Source organism: Sphingomonas sp. IC081 (genome assembly GCF_006874585.1).
In the GTDB taxonomy this organism is placed as follows: domain Bacteria; phylum Pseudomonadota; class Alphaproteobacteria; order Sphingomonadales; family Sphingomonadaceae; genus Novosphingobium.
In genome coordinates this window covers 1,040,316-1,057,536 of record NZ_CP029761.1, presented here as the reverse complement: position 1 = coordinate 1,057,536, position 17,221 = coordinate 1,040,316, and the positions used below count along the sequence as shown (strand labels likewise).

The 17,221-nt window shown below is 69.0% G+C and carries 11 protein-coding genes; 8 read left to right on the top strand and 3 right to left on the bottom strand.

Features of this window, described 5'->3' with window-relative positions:
* The first annotated feature begins 5 nt into the window (after positions 1 to 5).
* The 5 genes from DM450_RS05120 to DM450_RS05100 all read left to right on the top strand — a co-directional run bounded on the left by DM450_RS05120 (position 6) and on the right by DM450_RS05100 (position 9,834).
* Positions 6 to 992, top strand: a complete 987-nt coding sequence (locus DM450_RS05120) for a DUF11 domain-containing protein (RefSeq protein WP_142632993.1) — start codon at positions 6 to 8, stop codon at positions 990 to 992.
* A gap of 14 nt (positions 993 to 1,006) precedes the next feature.
* Entirely contained in the window at positions 1,007 to 1,477 is a 471-nt protein-coding gene (locus DM450_RS05115; RefSeq protein ID WP_142632990.1) for a hypothetical protein, read from the top strand.
* 80 nt (positions 1,478 to 1,557) lie between these two features.
* The gene (locus tag DM450_RS05110) at positions 1,558 to 2,604 is read left to right on the top strand and encodes a DUF11 domain-containing protein (RefSeq protein WP_142632988.1); all 1,047 of its coding nucleotides are present in this window, start codon (positions 1,558 to 1,560) and stop codon (positions 2,602 to 2,604) included.
* Positions 2,605 to 2,659: 55 nt separating this feature from the next.
* Positions 2,660 to 7,756 (top strand): hypothetical protein, encoded by a 5,097-nt coding sequence (locus DM450_RS05105; RefSeq protein WP_260610211.1) that lies wholly within the window; start codon positions 2,660 to 2,662, stop codon positions 7,754 to 7,756.
* Positions 7,753 to 9,834 carry a DUF11 domain-containing protein gene (locus DM450_RS05100; RefSeq protein WP_221889453.1) on the top strand — a complete coding sequence of 694 codons (2,082 nt, stop codon included), beginning with the start codon at positions 7,753 to 7,755 and terminating at the stop codon, positions 9,832 to 9,834. The genes DM450_RS05105 and DM450_RS05100 overlap by 4 nt, the downstream gene beginning before the upstream one ends.
* Positions 9,835 to 9,851: 17 nt before the next feature.
* Here the strand turns inward: DM450_RS05100 and DM450_RS05095 are convergent, their stop codons facing one another.
* The 3 genes from DM450_RS05095 to DM450_RS05085 form a co-directional block, all read right to left on the bottom strand.
* Positions 9,852 to 11,375, bottom strand: coding sequence for a tryptophan halogenase family protein (locus tag DM450_RS05095; protein ID WP_142632985.1), 1,524 nt, complete (start codon positions 11,373 to 11,375; stop codon positions 9,852 to 9,854).
* A 109-nt stretch (positions 11,376 to 11,484) separates the two neighbouring features.
* The gene (locus DM450_RS05090) at positions 11,485 to 12,192 is read right to left on the bottom strand and encodes a UTRA domain-containing protein (RefSeq protein WP_142632983.1); all 708 of its coding nucleotides are present in this window, start codon (positions 12,190 to 12,192) and stop codon (positions 11,485 to 11,487) included.
* Positions 12,183 to 13,574, bottom strand: coding sequence for a formimidoylglutamate deiminase (locus tag DM450_RS05085; protein WP_142632980.1), 1,392 nt, complete (start codon positions 13,572 to 13,574; stop codon positions 12,183 to 12,185). The genes DM450_RS05090 and DM450_RS05085 overlap by 10 nt, the downstream gene beginning before the upstream one ends.
* 95 nt (positions 13,575 to 13,669) lie before the next feature.
* Between DM450_RS05085 and hutI the strand changes: the two genes are divergently transcribed.
* Genes hutI through hutG form a run of 3 tightly spaced genes read left to right on the top strand, consistent with a single transcriptional unit; the run spans position 13,670 to position 17,212 of the window.
* On the top strand, positions 13,670 to 14,872 hold the full coding sequence (gene hutI / locus DM450_RS05080; RefSeq protein ID WP_142632977.1) for an imidazolonepropionase: 1,203 nt from the start codon (positions 13,670 to 13,672) through the stop codon (positions 14,870 to 14,872).
* Positions 14,869 to 16,398, top strand: coding sequence for a histidine ammonia-lyase (gene hutH, locus DM450_RS05075; RefSeq protein WP_142632975.1), 1,530 nt, complete (start codon positions 14,869 to 14,871; stop codon positions 16,396 to 16,398). Before hutI ends, hutH begins: the two co-directional genes overlap by 4 nt.
* A 13-nt stretch (positions 16,399 to 16,411) precedes the next feature.
* A complete protein-coding gene (hutG, locus tag DM450_RS05070) occupies positions 16,412 to 17,212 on the top strand; it encodes an N-formylglutamate deformylase (RefSeq protein ID WP_142632972.1) in 801 nt (266 codons plus the stop codon).
* Positions 17,213 to 17,221: the final 9 nt, after the last annotated feature.

Here is a 17,221-nt window from a genome sequence, read left to right as displayed (position 1 = left end):
GGGACATGACCTACGCGCAAACCCGTATCGCAACCCGCCTTGCCGCCACGGCCGCCGTGCTGGCCGCGCCTGCACTATGCCCGCAGGCGCAGGCCGCCAGCGTCGCGGCGGGCACCCTGATCGAGAACACCGCCTCGGCCAGCTTCTCGGCCGGCGGGACGACCCGGACGGTGGATTCGAACACGGTCACCGTGAAGGTCGACGAACTGCTCGATGTGGCGCTGGCCTCCCGGGACAGCGCGCCGGTCTCGATCGCCGGTGGCAGCGCGGTGCTGGCCTACCAGCTCACCAACACCGGCAATGGCCCCGAGGCCTTCCACCTTACCGCCAATCCGGCCGTTTCCGGCAACCCGTTCACCGCCGCGGTCACCGCCATCGCCTGGGACAGCAACGGCAACGGCGTTTACGACGCGGGCGTCGATACCGTGCTGGCGTCCGGCGCGGCGACACCCTCGATCGATCAGGACAAGTCGCTCACCGTCTTTGTCGTCGTCACCGGGCCCGGCGGCATGACCGATGCCGAGACCAGCAAGGTCAACCTCGCCGCCCGCGCCGTCACCGGCAGCGGCACGCCGGGCACGGCTTATGCGGGCAAGGGTCAGGGCGGCGGCGATGCGGTGGTCGGCGCTTCGGGCGCCGATGCCGATGCCGACGGATCGCTGGTCGCCTCGGTCGCCACCGTGGCGCTGGTGAAGTCCGCCGCCATCGCCGACCCCTTCGGCGGCAGCCAGCCGGTCCCCGGCGCCAGCGTGACCTACACGCTGGTCGCCACCATCGGCGGCAGCGGTTCGATCGGCGACCTGCGCCTTACCGACGTGATCCCGGCCGGCACCAGCTACACCGCCGGCACGCTCAAGCTCGATGCCGCCGCGCTTACCGATGCGGCCGACGGCGACGCCGGCAAGGCCTCGTCCAGCGGCATCGACGTGCTGGTCGGCACCGCCGCCGCCGGCTCCACCCATACCGTCACTTTCAACGTCACCATCCAGTAAGGGTCACCCAAGCGATGAACCGCCACCTGCCCGCCTCGCTCTCTGCTCTTGCTTTCGGCCTTGCGCTGTCCGGCGCCGCATCGGCAGCCGAGCCTGTCTCGCTCAAGGGCGACGTCCAGGTGGAAAGGACCGTGACCGCAAACGGCACCGGCAAGACCGTGCTCGCGGCGCCGACAACCGTCGTGCCGGGGGACCGCCTGCTCTTCACCACGCGCTACAGCAACGACGGCGACAAGCCGGTCGACAATTTCGTGGTCACCAATCCGCTGCCCGCGCCGGTGCGCCTTGCGGCGGAGGAAGCCGGCTGCGAGGTCTCGGTCGACGGCGGCAGGACTTTCGGAAAGCTCGCCGCGCTGACGGTTGCCGATGCTGCGGGAATGCGCCGCGCCGCGCAGCTTGAGGACGTCACGCATATCCGCTGGACGCTGGCGCATCTCGCGCCCCGCGGCTCCGGCGCGCTGGAGTATCACGCCGTGGTCCGCTGACTCCGCTGACCCGGCACAATTCCGCCACGGGTCGCGGGCGGTAACAGGCGCGGTCCAAGATACCTGAAGGAACTTCGTTCATGACACGCACCAGCACGCTGCTGGGTGCGGCGAGCTCGCTTGCGCTCGTCGCGCTCGGCTCCAGCCCCGCCTTCGCAACAGGCACCACGGCCGGCGCCACCATCCAGAACACCGTTACGGTGGGCTATCAGGTCGGCGGGGTCGCGCAGACCGCAAAGACCGCGTCCGACACTTTCACGGTCGACCGCAAGGTCAACGTCTCGGTCACCGAAGTCGGCAGCGCGGCGACCGTCGTCTCGCCCGGCCAGGTCCAGGCGGTGAGCACCTTCAAGGTCACCAACCTGTCGAACGACACGCTCGACTTCGCGCTGACCGCGGCCCAGCTTTCGGGCGGCAGCGCGGCCTGGGGCGGCAGCGACAATTTCGACGGCGCCAACGTCAAGATCTACCTCGACAACGGCGACGGCGTGTTCACCTCGGCCGACACCCAGGTCACCTACCTCGACGAACTGGCGGCGGACGCGGCCAGGACCGTCTTCGTGGTGATGGACATCCCCTCCACCCAGGTCACCGGCGACATCGCCTCGGTGGTGCTGACCGCCACCGCCAAGGCGGGCGGCACCTCGGGCTCGCAAGGCGCGGCACTGACGACCAGCTCGACCAACACCAGCGGTGTCGACACCGTGCTGGCGGACGGCGCGGGTGCCAGCGATGCGGCCAATGACGGCGCCTTCTCGGCCAAGGACGATTTCAAGGTCAGCGCCGCCGCGCTCTCCGTGCTCAAGACCAGCCGCGTGGTCAGCGATCCGGTCAGCGGGACGAGCAATCCCAAGGCCATTCCGGGCGCCACCATCGAATATTGCATCTCCGTCGCCAATGCGACCGGCAGCGCCGTCGCCACCAATATCGCGGTGAACGACCCCCTGCCCGCGAACGTGACCTATGTCGCCAGTTCGATCCTGCTCAACGGCACCGTCACCGGCAGCACCTGCAACGCCGACGGCACCTCGGGCGGCACGTTCGCCAGCAACACGGTGACCGGCACGCTGGCGGACATCGCGGCGGGCGTCACCCGTACGCTGGTGTTCCGGGCCACGATCAACTGACGGCGACCGGATCACGGACAGGCAGGACGGGCAGGCAGGACGGGCGGGCAGCCGGGTGCGATACGGAACGATCTTCAGGCGGGCAGCAGCGTCCTTCGGGGCGCTGCTCTCGCTTGCCCTCGTCCAGCCCGCGCCGCCCGTCCGCGCCGCCACCGTCTCCAACATCGCGGCGGCCTACTGGACCCAGGACGGACAGGAGCGCGTCGGCCAGTCCAATGCGGTCACGTTCGACGTCGTGCCCAGCGCGGCAACCATCCAGACCTATCGCTCGGTCTCCTCGTCCCCGCTTTCCACCCCGCTCGCCGCCTCGACCTGCGACGGCGCGGCGCTGTCGCCAGGCTCTGCCGGGACAAGCGGCGCCGCTACGCTCACCGCCATCGCCAGCGCCCGATCGTTCCACATCGGCGAGGACATGGTGATCCGCATCGAGGCGCCCAGCGCCAATCGCGATGCCGCCGCCGTCGATGCCATCGTTGTGGCGCTCACCACCTCGCAAGGCGACCAGGAAGAGATCACCATCTTCGAGACCGGCACGGATACCGGCATCTTCGCAGGCTCGATCCCGACCAGCGCGATCCCGCCCGCACCCAGGGCCAGCGACTGCAAGCTCAGCGTCGCCAATGACGACACGATCCTGATCGCCTACCGTTCGCCCGCCACCCACCAGACCATCGCCAGCACCGAAGTCTCGGTCCTCGCCGACCCTTACGGCATGGTGTTCGACAGCCAGAACGGCACCGCCCTGTCCGGTGCGACGATCACCCTCGTCGATGCCGATACCGGCCAGCCCGCCAGGGTCTATGCCGACGACGGCGTCACCGCCTGGCCCTCCACGGTGGTCTCCGGCGAGCCGGTGACGGACGGTGCGGGCAACAGCTATGCGATGCCCGCGGGCGAGTACCGCTTTCCGCTGGCCCCGCTCGGCCGCTACCGGCTGAAGATCACCCCGCCGGACGGCTACCATGCGCCCTCCGCCGTCGCCCGCGCGGTGCTGGGCGCCTATGTCCGCCCGGACGGCGAGACGATGGTGATCGAGGATGCCTCGTTCGGCGGCGTGGTCACGCTGGACACCCCCGCCCCGGTGCGTATCGACATTCCCGTGGACCGCGCCGAAAGCGCCGTTTCGCTCACCAAGACCGCCTCGCGCGCCAGCGCCAGCCCGGGCGACGTGGTGTTCTACACCGTCACCGTGCGCAATCCGGATGCCAGCCGCGCCAAGTCCGGCGTGGTGCTGGTCGACACGCCGTCCGCGTGGCTGCGGCTGCGCAAGTCCTCGATCCGCGTCGACGGCGCAAGGCCGGAGGACGGTGCGGTCACCATCGCCGATGACGGCAGCCGCCTCGCCATCAACCTGGCCGCGATCCCCGCCGGGGGCACCCGCACGGTCGTCTACGCGATGAGCGTGCGCGGCGATGCACCGGCCGGACAAGCGGTGAACCTCGCCCAGACCACCGACCTGCTCGGCGACGTCGAAAAGGCCAGCGCCGTGGTGAAGATCGAGAAGGACACCATCGCCGCGCGCATGACCGTGATCGGCCGCGTCAGCGCCGGGGACTGCACCGTGACCTCCGGCCGGCAGGGCATTGCGGGCGTGCGGGTGATGCTGGAGGACGGCAGCTTTGCCGTGACCGACGCCGATGGCCGCTTCCACTTCGAGGGCCTCGTGCCCGGCACCCATGTCGTGCAGGCGGAGCCCGATACCCTGCCCGCAGGTGGCCGATTCGTCGATTGCCGAAGCTCGGTCCGCAATGCGGGCAAGGCAAACTCGCTGTTTGCCATCGGTCAGGGTGGCAGCCTCGTCACCGCCGATTTCCATGCCGTGGTGCCCGCCAATGCCCTGCGCGCGGCGGTCGATCTCACGGCGCCGGTGCCGGCCGAGCCCGCTCCAGACGGTGCCCCGGTGCTCGACGATGCCAGGGCCGCAGGCGCGGGCGCCGACTGGCTGGCGATGGGCGACGGCCCGATCGACTTCCTGTTCCCCGCGCCCGACCACAACCCGCGCGCACCGGCCATTCGCGTGGTGATCCGCCACAAGAGCGGCCAGAAGGTGGACCTCACCGCCGGTGGCAAGCCGGTCCCGGCGCTCAGTTTCGACGGCGTCAAGACCTCCGCCGATGGCCGCTATGCCGTCAGCATCTGGCGCGGCGTGCCGCTGGACGGGGAGGTCACGCATCTGGCCGCCACCGTGCGCAATGCCGATGGCTCGGTGGCCACGGAGCTTGCCCGCGACGTGCATTTTGCCGCCGCACCCGCCCATGCGCAGATCCTGCGCGAGCGGTCCCACCTGGTCGCCGATGGCCACTCGCGCCCGGTGATCGCGCTGCGCCTGACCGACCGCAAGGGCAACCCGGTGCGCGCGGGCGTTTCCGGCGCGCTCTCGATCAACGCGCCCTACGAAAGCGCCGCCGCCATCGCGCGGATGCAGCAGCGCCAGCTCAGCGGGTCCGGCAGCACGTCCCCCACCTGGACGGTCGCGGGCGATCAGGGCCTTGCCATGGTCGAACTCGCGCCCACCATGGTCTCCGGCCCGCTGCACCTGACCTTCACGTTCGCGGACGGCGAAGTGACAAGCACGCAGGACCTTGAAGGCTGGGTGGTTCCCGGCGACCAGAAATGGACACTGGTGGGCCTTGCCGAAGGCGCCGTGGGTTCGCAGTCCATCGCCGACGCCATGCAGCACAGCGGCACGTCAGGCAGCGACCTTGGCAGGCACGCGCGCACCGCGTTCTATGCCAAGGGCCGCGTGCTCGGCAGCTTGCTTGTCACCGCCGCCTACGACAGCGCCAAACAGCGCGACGATCAGGTGCTGCTGGGCACCATCGATCCCAAGGCCTACTACACCGTCTTCGCCGACGGCTCGACCCGCCGCTTCGACGCCGCCAGCCGCGACAAGCTCTACGTGCGCATCGAAAGCCGCGCGTTCTATGCGATCTACGGCGATATCGACACGGGCTTCGACCAGACCCAGCTGGCCCGCTACGTCCGCACCGCCACCGGCGCCAAGGCGGAAGGGCGGCGGGGCGCGTTCCATGCTCAGGGCTTTGCAGCGAAGATCGAGACCAGCCACCGCCATGACGAAATCCAGGGCGCGGGCATTTCCGGCCCCTACAGCCTCTCGTCGAAGGCCATCGTCGCCAGCAGCGAGACGGTGACGCTGGTGGTACGCGACCGCTTCCGCTCCGAACGGGTGGTGGAGAGCACGCCGCTGACGCGCTACCTCGACTACGACGTGGACCTGCTCACCGGCACGATCACGTTCAAGGAACCCGTGCTCAGCCGCGATTCCGAGCTCAACCCGCGCTTCATCGTCATCGACTACGAAGTGGACAGCAATCTCGACCATGGCCAGTGGAACGCGGGCCTGCGCGGCGACGTGACGCTGGCGGACGGCGCGCTGCGTCTCGGCGCCTCGGCCATCTCCGACCGCGACGGCGATACGCATACGCAGATCGGCGCTCTCGATGCCCGCCTGCAGCTGGGCGCCCGCTCGCAGCTGCGCGCGGAACTCGGCGCCAGCCGCGCGAACGCCCGGACCTCGCAGGCCTGGCTGGTCGAAGTGGAGCACCACAGCGGCAAGCTGGACATGCTGGCCTATGCCCGCACGGTCGATGCCGACTATGGCACCAACCAGCAGGCCCTTGCCGAGCGCGGCCGCCGCAAGTTCGGGATCGACAGCCGCTACACGCTTGGCCAAGGGCTCAGCCTCACCGCCAGCCTCTGGCACGACGAGAGCCTGACCGACGACGCCCGCCGCGACGCCGTGAAGACACAAGTGAACTGGCGGAACGGCCAGACCGACCTGCGCGCGGGCGTGACGGCGCTTGCCGATCATCTCGCGGACGGCAGCACCGGCAACTCCGCCGTGCTGGAATTCGGCGCGACCCGCCGCCTCATGGGCAACCGGCTGGAACTCTCCGCCGATTCCAGCCTGCCGCTCGCCGGCACGGACTCGGTGGACCTGCCCACCCGGCACCGGCTCGGCCTGCGCTACGCGGTGACGCAGGACATCCGCGCCGCCGCCAGCTACGAGATCGCACGGGGCAATGCCATCGACGCGCGCACGCTGAAGGGCGGGATCGAGACCGCCGCATGGAGCAATGCGCGCCTCTCGGGCGGCATGGGTTTTCAGGACATCGGCGAATACGGCCAGCGCGCTTACGCGGCTTATGGCCTTGCCCAGAGCCTGCCGGTGACCCAGAGCCTGACGCTGGACGCCACTGTCGACGGCAATCGCACGGTGGGCGGGGTATCGGCTGCGAAGATCGTCAACAGGTTCCAGCCGGTCACCAGCGGCGGCCAGATCAGCACCTCCGACGCCCTGCTGTTCGAGGATTTCACTGCCCTCACCTTCGGCGCGGCCTGGCGGCATGAGCGCTGGTCGGTCACGGCCCGCGCCGAATGGCGCGGCGGCGAAGTGACCGACCGCAAGGGCCTGACCTTCGGCGCGATCCGGCAACTGGGCGAAGGCAGCGTGGTCGGCTCCGGCTTGACCTGGACCCATGCGAAAGCGCAGGACGGCACCGTGAGCGAAGTGACCGACGCCGCCCTCTCGCTTGCCCACCGTCCGGCGGAATCGCCCTTCGCCGCGCTTGCCAAGCTGGAATACCGCAGCGACCGAACGGTCGTGGGCACCGGCGGCAACGCCGATGCGGCGGGCAACAGCGCGCTTTCCGCCAGCGACAATGCGACCGCGCGCCGCCTGCTCGCCAGCCTCTCCACCAACTGGTCGCCGCTCGGTTCGGTTAACGCAAATTTGGTTAAAGGCACTGTAGGGAAAAGCATGGTCCACCGCATGGAACTGGGCCTGTTCGTGGGGGGGCGCTACAGCTTTGACCGGTATGCAGCTTTCGATCTGGCGGGCTTCACCGCCGTCGCCGGGCTCGATCTGGGCATCGGCATCGGCGAACGGGTCTCGCTCGGCGGCAGCGCCACGGTGCGCCGCGCCTTCACCGAACACACCACCCGCTTCGCCATCGGCCCGCAGATCAGCCTGGTGCCCGCGCGGGACATGCTCGTGACCATCGGCTACAACCTGACCGGCTTCCGCGACCGCGACTATTCGGCGGCGCGCAGCACCGGCAAGGGCCTGTTCGCCGTCCTGCGCGCCAAGTTCGACAAGGACAGCCTCGGCTTTTTGGGGCTGAGCCGATGACGGCGCGTCTTATCGCCCTCTTCACCGCATTGGCTGCGCTGCTGGCCGCCACCAACGCACAGGCACAGAGCGCGACCGCTACATGGTCGAGCCTTGGCCTGTCCAATGGCGGATCGGTCGGCACATCGGCGTCGATCACCGCCAGCGACGGCACCGCCGTCAGCACCGGTTGGAGCATCACGACCGGCGGCGCGGGCACTTTCGCCGTCGCCGCGGGCTACAACGGCCATGTGGTTTACAACACCAGTTCGATCGGCGGCGTCAGTCCGGCCTTGCTGCTGGACTTCGATGCATCGCGCTTCGATGCGAACAACCGGATCACCATCGACATCACGCTGGGCCGCAGCGTGACCGGCCTCGCCTTCACGCTGGCCGACGTGGACCGCGAGACGGGCAACGGCAACACCTACAACCGCGACGCCGTTGCCGTCTATTACGACACCGGCAATGGCACCTTCGTGAGCGCGGCAGGCACTTCCTACGGGACGGCCGGAAGCGCCGTCAGCACCGACACCAACGGGTGGAACGGCACCGCCCAGTCAGCCACGACCTCGCCCAGCGGCAACATCGCCTTCGACTTCGGCTCCCAGGCGGTGAAGCGCATCCGCATCGTCTACAGCAGCGCCACCGTGTCCGGCACCGCCAACCCCAACCCGCAGTCCATCGCGCTGTCCGGCCTCGCTTTCGATGCCAAAGGCGCCGACCTTTCACTGGCGAATGCATGGCTCACCAGCAGCCCGACGGCGGGCAGCCTGGCGACCTTCCGGCTGACAGTGAGCAACGCCGCCACCTCCACCGACACCGCCACCAGCGTGACCGTCACCGACACGCTGCCGGACGGCTTCACCTATGTCTCCGCGAACGGCACCGGCAGCTTCAATGCCGCGACCGGGGTGTGGACGGTGGGATCGCTCGCGCCCGGTGCCAGCGTCACCATCGACATCACCGGCACCGTCAATGCCAGCGCCGGTGCCACGCTCACCAACACGGCGCAGATCACCGCCAGCGACCAGAGCGACCCGGACTCCACCCCCGGCAACGGCGCGACCGGCGAGGACGACTATGCCAGCGCCGCGCTGACCGTCACCGGCAGCCGCGTGGCGGGCACGCCGCCTGCGCTCACCTGCGCGGCGGGAACCGTGGTGTTCGACTGGAGCAACCGCGCCTGGACCACCGGCAGCACCGCCAATTCCTATGCCCTCGACACGCTCGGCACGATCAGCTTCGCGCTCGCCAATCAGGGCACCTGGCTCAGCAGTTCGACGTATGGCGGCCAGTCGCCGGTGCGCCAGAACGTCGTCAACGGCGGCCTCAGCGACTATGCGCTGTTCGAGATGGTCAACATGCCCAGCGTCAGCGCCGAAGCGACAACCACGATCACCCTGCCCACCGCCCTGCCCGGCGCGCAGTTCAGGATCTTCGACGTCGATTACTATTCCGGCCAGTTCGCCGACAGGGTCACCGTGGAGGGCCGCTACAACGGGACCACCGTCACCCCCACGCTGACCAACGGCGTGACCAACTACGTGATCGGCAATAGCGCCTATGGCGACGGCCTGAGCGACGACGGCAGCAGCGACGGCAACATCACCGTCACCTTCGCGCAGCCGGTCGACACCATCGTCATCCACTACGGCAACCACGCCCTCGCCCCCGGCGACCCCGGCCAGCAGGCCATCGCGCTGCACGACATCACCTTCTGCCGCCCCAGCACCACACTGGCCGTCACCAAGACCAGCTGGGTCCTCGGCGATCCGGTGAGCGGCACCGGCAATCCCAAGGCGATCCCCGGCGCGACGGTGCGCTATTGCATCCTTGTCGCCAATACCGGCAGCAGCGCCGCCACGAGCGTCACCGCCACCGACCCGATCCCCGCCGCGCTCACCTACGTCGCGGGCAGCATCGCATCGGGCAGCGACTGCGCCGGCGCCGCCACGCCGGAGGACGACAATGCCGCCGGCAGCGACGAAAGCGATCCCTACGGCGGGTCCTATGCCTCGGGTATCGTCCAGGCGAGCGCACCGACGCTGGCGGCGGGCGCCAGCTTCGCGATCCGCTTCGATGCGACGGTGAACTGACCGGCCTTCACGCCCCGTCAGGTTCGGGCCACCGACGTTTCCGGCGTGCAGTTGCGTTCGACGTAGTGGGCATGGGTCGGCATCGCATGGGCCGTGCGCACCACGGCGTCGCGGCGGGCCTTCATGCCCATCGCCACCTTGCCCGGATCGATCCGCGCCGCGATCGGATCGACCCGGCGCGGCACGATGCCGTTGCCGAGCAGGATCGCCACCCAGTCCGCCTCCTGAAAGCACTCCTGCGCCTCGGTGGTGACCCGCGCCGCCGCCTTCCAGACCTCCAGCCGGTGCACCAGCGTGTCGGGCAGGTCCATGTTCCGGCAATAGTGCCAGAGCGGTTCCGGGCGGCGGCTGGGGAAATAGTGCAGGGTCAGGAAATCCCGGATCCGCTCGTACTCGCCGAGCGTGAGCCGGTTGAACTCCGCCGCAATCGCCGGAGCAAAGTCGACGTCGGGAAAGAACTCGACAAAACGCAGCACCATGGACTGGAGGAGATGCAGCGCGGTCGCCGCCAGCGGCTCCATGAACCCGGCGGCCTGCCCCAGCGCCAGGCAATTGCGGTTCCAGAACTTGCGCCGGTGGCCGCTGGTGAAACGCAGCAGGCGCGGCGGGGCAAGGGGTTCGCCGGTCATCGCCGCGAGCAGCTCCTCGCGGGCCCGGTCGTCATCGCTGAACCGGCTCGAATAGAAATAGCCCCAGTCGTCGCGGTGCTGGAGTGCTGCCTGCCCCAGCCAGCCCGCCTCCCGCGCGAGGGACACCGCATGGGGCGGCAGCGCGCCCGACCGCTTGCCCGGCGCCAGCACGGCGCTGTCGCAGGGCAGCCAATGCGACCAGTCCTCGTAGCCGGTCTGGAGCACTTGCTCGATCAGCAGCCCCTCGAAGCCGGTGCAATCGATGAAGAATTCGCCGTCGACCACACGGCCGTCGGCCAGCGTGACGGCGGCAATGTGGCCTTCGGCGCCCTCCAGCGCAGCGTCGACGACCCCTCCGTCGATCCGTTCCACCCCGCAGCGTTCTGCATAGGCGCGCAGGAAACGGACATGCTGCGCGGCATCGAAATGGTAGCCATGGCGAAAGCGGGCACCGTCCCCCGCCGGAACCGCAAAACGGCCGCGGCTGGCGGCAGCATAGGCCAGCGACCAGTCGTCGATCGGCGCGGTGTCGCCACCGGCGCGCAGGCGCAGCCAGAAGTGGTGGGGGGCGATGCCGTCGATCGCCTCGCCATAGTCGCCGTACCCATGGAAATGGACGTTGCCCGCCTCGCGCCAGTCGCGAAACTCGGTGCCGAGCCGGAAGGTGCCGCTGCTCTGGGCAAGGAAGCGGTTCTCCTCGATGCCCAGCGCGGCGTTGAACTTGCGCATGAGCGGTGTCGCCGAACCATCGAGGAGATTGGCGGGGAGGTCGGCTCTGCCGTCATCCTCGCTTTCGATCACCGTGATCCGCAAGGGACCGGGGCGGAACTTGCGCGCGATCATGCTCGCCGCCGTCCATCCGGCCATGCCGCCGCCCACGATCACCAGCGAGCGCAGAGCCCCCTCATCCATGCCGCCCTTCAACCCCGCCCCCGATTCATTCCGCCAAACCGCCCTTCTTGCATGCCTAAACCATTCAGGCGACTATGGAAAATTCCTGAGGCCCAGACACAAGGAATGGTCAGCGGGCGCCAGCCGAGGGCCCGAAATGGGCGTTCAGTTCATAGGCTCCGGCCAGAAACAGCTGGCGCACATAGGTGATCGGCTCGGAGCCGCGCCAGGTCCGCCGCTCGATGCTGAGGCACGGCGCCCCGCTGGCGACGGCCAGCGCCCTGGCTTCCGCGCCGGTGGCGGCAGCCGCGGTGATCCGGGCATCGGCCTCGGTCCAGGGCACGTGTTCCAGCAGCCAGCCGCCGGGCGAGGAGAACCCGGCCTCGACGATCTCCGGCACCGCAGCGGCGTTCACGAAGCGGTGCTCCCAGGCCATCGGCGCATCGTCGGCGAAGTGGATGCCCGAAAGCTCCAGCAGCGGCACTTCGCCGCCCACATCCCACTTCACCGCCGCATCGGCGGCGCGTACCAGCTTGCGGCGCGCAAGTTCAAAACGATAGGCCTGCCCGCGCGCGGCGATTTCGGCGCCAAGGTCGGGAATGTCCATCGCCATCGAATGCACGCGCGGCCGGGCGACAAACGTGCCCGCCTTGCGCCGCCGCTCGACCAGTCCGGCGGCGGCGAGCGCGGAAAGCGCCTTGTTCACCGTCATCCGCGCGCAGCCGTAGCGTTCCATCAAGTCCTGCTCGGTCGGCAGGCGTTCGCCGGGGGCGAGCGTGCCGGCAAGGATGCGGCTCTCGAAATCGTGGCGGATACGTTCGGAAAGGGTCATGCGCAGAGTCGGTCCAGGGTCTTCCGATAGCGTCGGACGATCCCGTCGCGTGCGTGGTGGCGGCCAGAGCTAACCACCTGTTTCCCAAAGCGCCAGACGCAATCGATGCCCGCACGGCCCGAGGCGAAGACGAGCCCGTCAAGCACGCGCTCCGCGCCCCGCCCGCAGAGCGAGGGATGATCGAGGTCCAGCGAAACCGCATCGAAGGCATTGCCCTGCTTCAGCCCGGCCTCGACGCCCAGCGCCTGCGCGCCGCCGTTCAGCGCGGCACGCCAGATCGCCTCGCCTGTCGAAATGGTTGCAGCGTCAGCCAGCAGGTTGCGCCTGCGCGTGAACAGCCGCTGCCCGTATTCGAGCAGGCGCATTTCCTCGGTCGCGTCGATCAGCACGTTGGAATCGCTGCCGATGCCGTAAGCGCCCCCGGCGGCGAGCCAGTCCGCCATCGGGAACAGGCCGTCGCCCAGATTGGCCTCGGTAATCGGGCAGAGCCCGGCCGCCGCGCCGCTGCGCGCAAGCCGCGTGGTTTCCTCATGCGTCATGTGGGTGGCGTGGACCATGCACCAGCGGCGATCCACTTCCGCGTGATCGAGCAACCATTCGACCGGGCGCTGGCCGCTCCAGGCGAGGCAGTCCTCCACTTCCTTCATCTGTTCGGCGATGTGGATATGGATCGGGCCCTGCCCCGCCATCGCCTGCAGATGCAGCAGTTCCTCCGGGGACACGGCGCGCAGGCTGTGCGGCGCGAGGCCGACCACCGCCTCGTCCAGTCCGGCAACCGCCGCGCGGGCGCCTTCCAGCAGGCGTGCGAAACCGTCGAGATCGTGAAGGAACCGGCGCTGCCCTTGGTTCGGCGCCAGCGCGCCGAAGCCGGAATGGGCATAGAACACCGGCAGCAGCGTCAACCCGATGCCGGTCTCCGCCGCCGCCTCGGCTATCGCCGCGCCCATGCGTGCGGGATCGGCATAGGCGTGCCCGTCGGCATCATGGTGCAAGTAGTGAAACTCGCCAAGCCGCGTGAAGCCGCTCTCCAGCATCTCCATCGCCGCCAGCGCGGCGATGGCATGGAGGTCCTCGGGCGTCATGCGGTCAAGGAAACGGTACATGACCTCGCGCCAGGTCCAGAAGCTGTCGTCGCTATTCCCGCGCTGCTCGGCAAGGCCGGCCATGCCGCGCTGGAAGGCGTGGCTGTGGAGGTTGGGAATGCCGGGAACCAGACAGGCGTGACGTTCGTCCCCTGCGTCCGGCTGGGCACCCGATTCGATCCGCGCGATCCGCCCATGAACGACCGTAAAGCGCACATCCCGCGCCCAACCGGACTCGCACCCGGACTCGATAAACGCATGCCCCGCATGGATCGTAAAAGACTGACGCGGCTGGAGTTGAGGCATCGGACGCTCCCTTGGATGGCTTTTTGTCTATACATTAAAGCGGGCCGATGCAATAAGACGCGCCAGAGAGACCCGCCCGGAGAGACTGCCCCCCGATGCTCTGCGACACGATCTGGACCAACACCCGCCTCGCCACGATGGCCCCGCAAGCGGAGGGTATCGGCGTGATCGAGCGCGGCCTGATCGCGGCGAGGGACGGCAAGATCGTCTACGCCGGGCCCGTCGCGGAGGCTCCGGCCCTCGATGCGAAACGGATCATCGACTGCGAGGGCCGCTGGATCACCCCCGGCCTTGTCGATTGCCACACCCACCTCATCCATGCCGGCAACCGCGCGCGCGAGTTCGAACTGCGGCTGGCGGGCGCCAGCTACGAGGAAATCGCCCGTGCCGGCGGCGGCATCGTCTCCACCATGACGGCCACGCGCGCCGCCAGCGAGGACGACCTTGTCGCCAGCGCCCTGCCCCGTCTTGACGCGCTGATCGGCGAAGGCGCGACCACCGTCGAAGTGAAGTCCGGTTATGGCCTCGACCTTGCCAGCGAACTCAGGATGCTGCGCGCCGCGCGGCGGCTGGGCCGCGAGCGGCCGGTTGCCATCGCCACCACGTTCCTCGGCGCCCACGCCCTCCCGCCCGAATTCGCAGGCGATGCCGATGGCTACATCGAGCATATCTGCAAGGTCATGCTGCCCGAAGTGACCCGCGAGGGCCTTGCCGACGCGGTGGACGCCTTCTGCGAAGGCATCGGCTTTTCCGCGCAGCAAACCGAGCGCCTGTTCGCCGCCGCCCGCGCCCACGGGTTGCCGGTAAAGCTTCATTCGGAACAGCTTTCGAACCTCCACGGCGCAGCGCTCGCCGCGCGGTTCGGCGCGCTTTCCGCCGATCATCTCGAACATCTCGATGATGCGGGAATTGCCGCCATGGCCGCTTCCGGCACTGTCGCCACCTTGCTGCCCGGCGCCTATTACTTCACGCGCGAGACCGTGCTGCCGCCGATTGCGCAACTGCGCGCCGCCGCTGTGCCGATCGCGCTGGCGACCGACTGCAACCCGGGCACCTCGCCGCTCACCTCGCTGCTGCTGACGATGAACATGGGCGCGACGCTGTTCCGCCTGACCGTCGATGAATGCCTGGCCGGCGTCACCCGCAATGCCGCCCGCGCGCTCGGTCTTGCCGACCGCGGCACGCTGGAAGCCGGCACGCGCTGCGATCTGGCGATCTGGGATGTCCAGCATCCATCCGAACTTGTCTATCGCATGGGGCTCAATCCGCTCCATGCCCGCATCTGGAGTGGTCAATGAACGAAGTGCTGCTAACCCCCGGCACCGTGAGCCTCAGGGATTGGCGCGCGATCTATCGCGGCGCCGGCGTGAAGCTAGATCCCGCGTGCATGCCGGTGATTGCCGAAAGCGCCGCCGCCGTCGCCCGCATTCTTGCCAAGGGCCAGCCGGTCTACGGCATCAACACCGGCTTCGGAAAGCTGGCGAGCGTGCGCATCGGGGACGAGGATCTCGCCGCGCTGCAGCGCAACATCGTGCTCAGCCACGCTGCCGGCACCGGTGAGCCTTCGCCCGTCTCGGTGATCCGCCTGATGATGGCGCTGAAGCTCGCCAGCCTCGCGCAAGGCGCCTCGGGCGTGCGCGTCGAGACGGTGGAACTGCTCGAAGCGATGCTGGCCAAGGGCCTGACGCCGGTCGTGCCCTCGCAAGGTTCGGTCGGCGCCAGCGGCGACCTTGCCCCGCTTTCGCACATGGCCGCGACGATGATCGGCGTCGGCGAGATCTTTGTCGGCGACAAGCGCCTGCCCGCTGCAGAAGCGCTGGCGCAGGCCGGTCTCGCCCCGGTGGAACTCGGCGCCAAGGAAGGCCTCGCCCTCCTCAACGGCACCCAGTTCTCGACCGCCAATGCCCTTGCCGGACTGTTCGAGGCGGAGCGCCTGTTCCAGTCCGCACTCGTGACCGGAGCCCTCTCGACCGAGGCCGCCAAGGGTTCCGACACCCCGTTCGACCGCCGCATCCACGCCCTGCGCCGCCATCCCGGCCAGATCGAGGTGGCGGACGCCCTGCGCGCGCTGATGCAGGGCTCCGCGATCCGCGCCAGCCATCTTGAGAACGACGCCCGCGTGCAGGACCCGTACTGCCTGCGCTGCCAGCCGCAGGTCATGGGCGCCGCGCTCGACGTGCTGCGCCAGGCGGCCACGACGCTGGAGATCGAGGCCAACGGCGTTTCCGACAACCCGCTGATCTTCCCGGAAGCGGACGAAGCGCTCTCCGGCGGCAACTTCCACGCCGAGCCGGTCGCCTTCGCCGCCGACATGATCGCGCTGGCCGTCTGCGAGATCGGCTCGATCTCCGAGCGCCGCGTGGCGATGCTGGTGGACCCGGCGCTGTCCGGCCTGCCCGCCTTCCTGACACCGCGCCCCGGCCTCAATTCGGGCTTCATGATCCCGCAGGTCACGGCCGCCGCGCTGGTCTCCGAAAACAAGCAGAAGGCCTATCCGGCATCGGTCGATTCGATCCCGACTTCGGCCAACCAGGAAGACCACGTCTCGATGGCCGCCCACGGCGCGCGCCGCCTGATCGGCATGGTCGCCAATGCCGACGCGGTCCTGGGCATCGAACTGCTCGCCGCCGTGCAGGGCATCGATTTCCACGCCCCGCTGGCATCGAGCAAGGTGCTGGAACAGGCCCGCGAAAGCCTGCGCGCGCAGGTGCCGACGCTGGAGGAAGACCGCCACTTCCACCCCGACATGGAAGCGGCGAATGCGCTGATCCGCTCGGGCGCGCTGGTCGACATCGGCGGCGACCTGCTGCCCGGCGTCGCTTGACGGGAGGGGCCTGATGAGCTTCGTCCTTCACCATGGGCAGGCGCCGCTGATCGTCGCCTTTCCGCATGTCGGCACCGATCTGGCCGACGTCGGCCCGCTGTTCCGCTCGGAATGGCTGGCCCGGCGCGATGCCGACTGGTGGGTGGACGATCTCTACGCCTTCGCCCGCGCGCTTGGCGCAACGACGATTGCTGCACGCGTTTCGCGCAGCGTGATCGACCTCAACCGCGATCCTTCGGGCGCCTCGCTCTATCCCGGGCAGGCGACGACGGAACTCTGCCCGACGACCACGTTCGACGGGGAGCCGCTCTACAAGGCCGAAGGCCCGGATGAGGCCGAGATCGCCCGCCGCCGCGCGCTCTGGTTCGATCCGTACCACGCCGCGCTCCGTGCCGAGATCGCGCGGCTGCGCGCGCTTCACGGCAAAGTCGTGGTCTACGACGCGCACTCGATCCGCAGCCACGTGCCGCGCCTATTCGACGGCGAATTGCCGCAGTTCAACATCGGCACCAACCTTGGCCAGACCTGCGATCCGGCGCTTTCCGCCGCCGTGGTGGAAGTCTGCAAGGCGAGCGGCCTCCCCCACGTTCTCGACGGCCGCTTCCGTGGCGGCTGGACCACGCGGCACTACGGAGAGCCTGCCGGCGGCGTCCATGCGATCCAGATGGAACTCGCCATTCGCGGCTACATGGACGAGCCCGAAGTGCCGGACGAAGCCAACTGGCCCCTGCCCTATTCGGCGGCCCGTGCCGCCGCCCTCACCCCGATCCTGCAAGACGTGCTGAAGGCCGCCATCGCCTTCGCGCAATCCTGACCTGAGGAA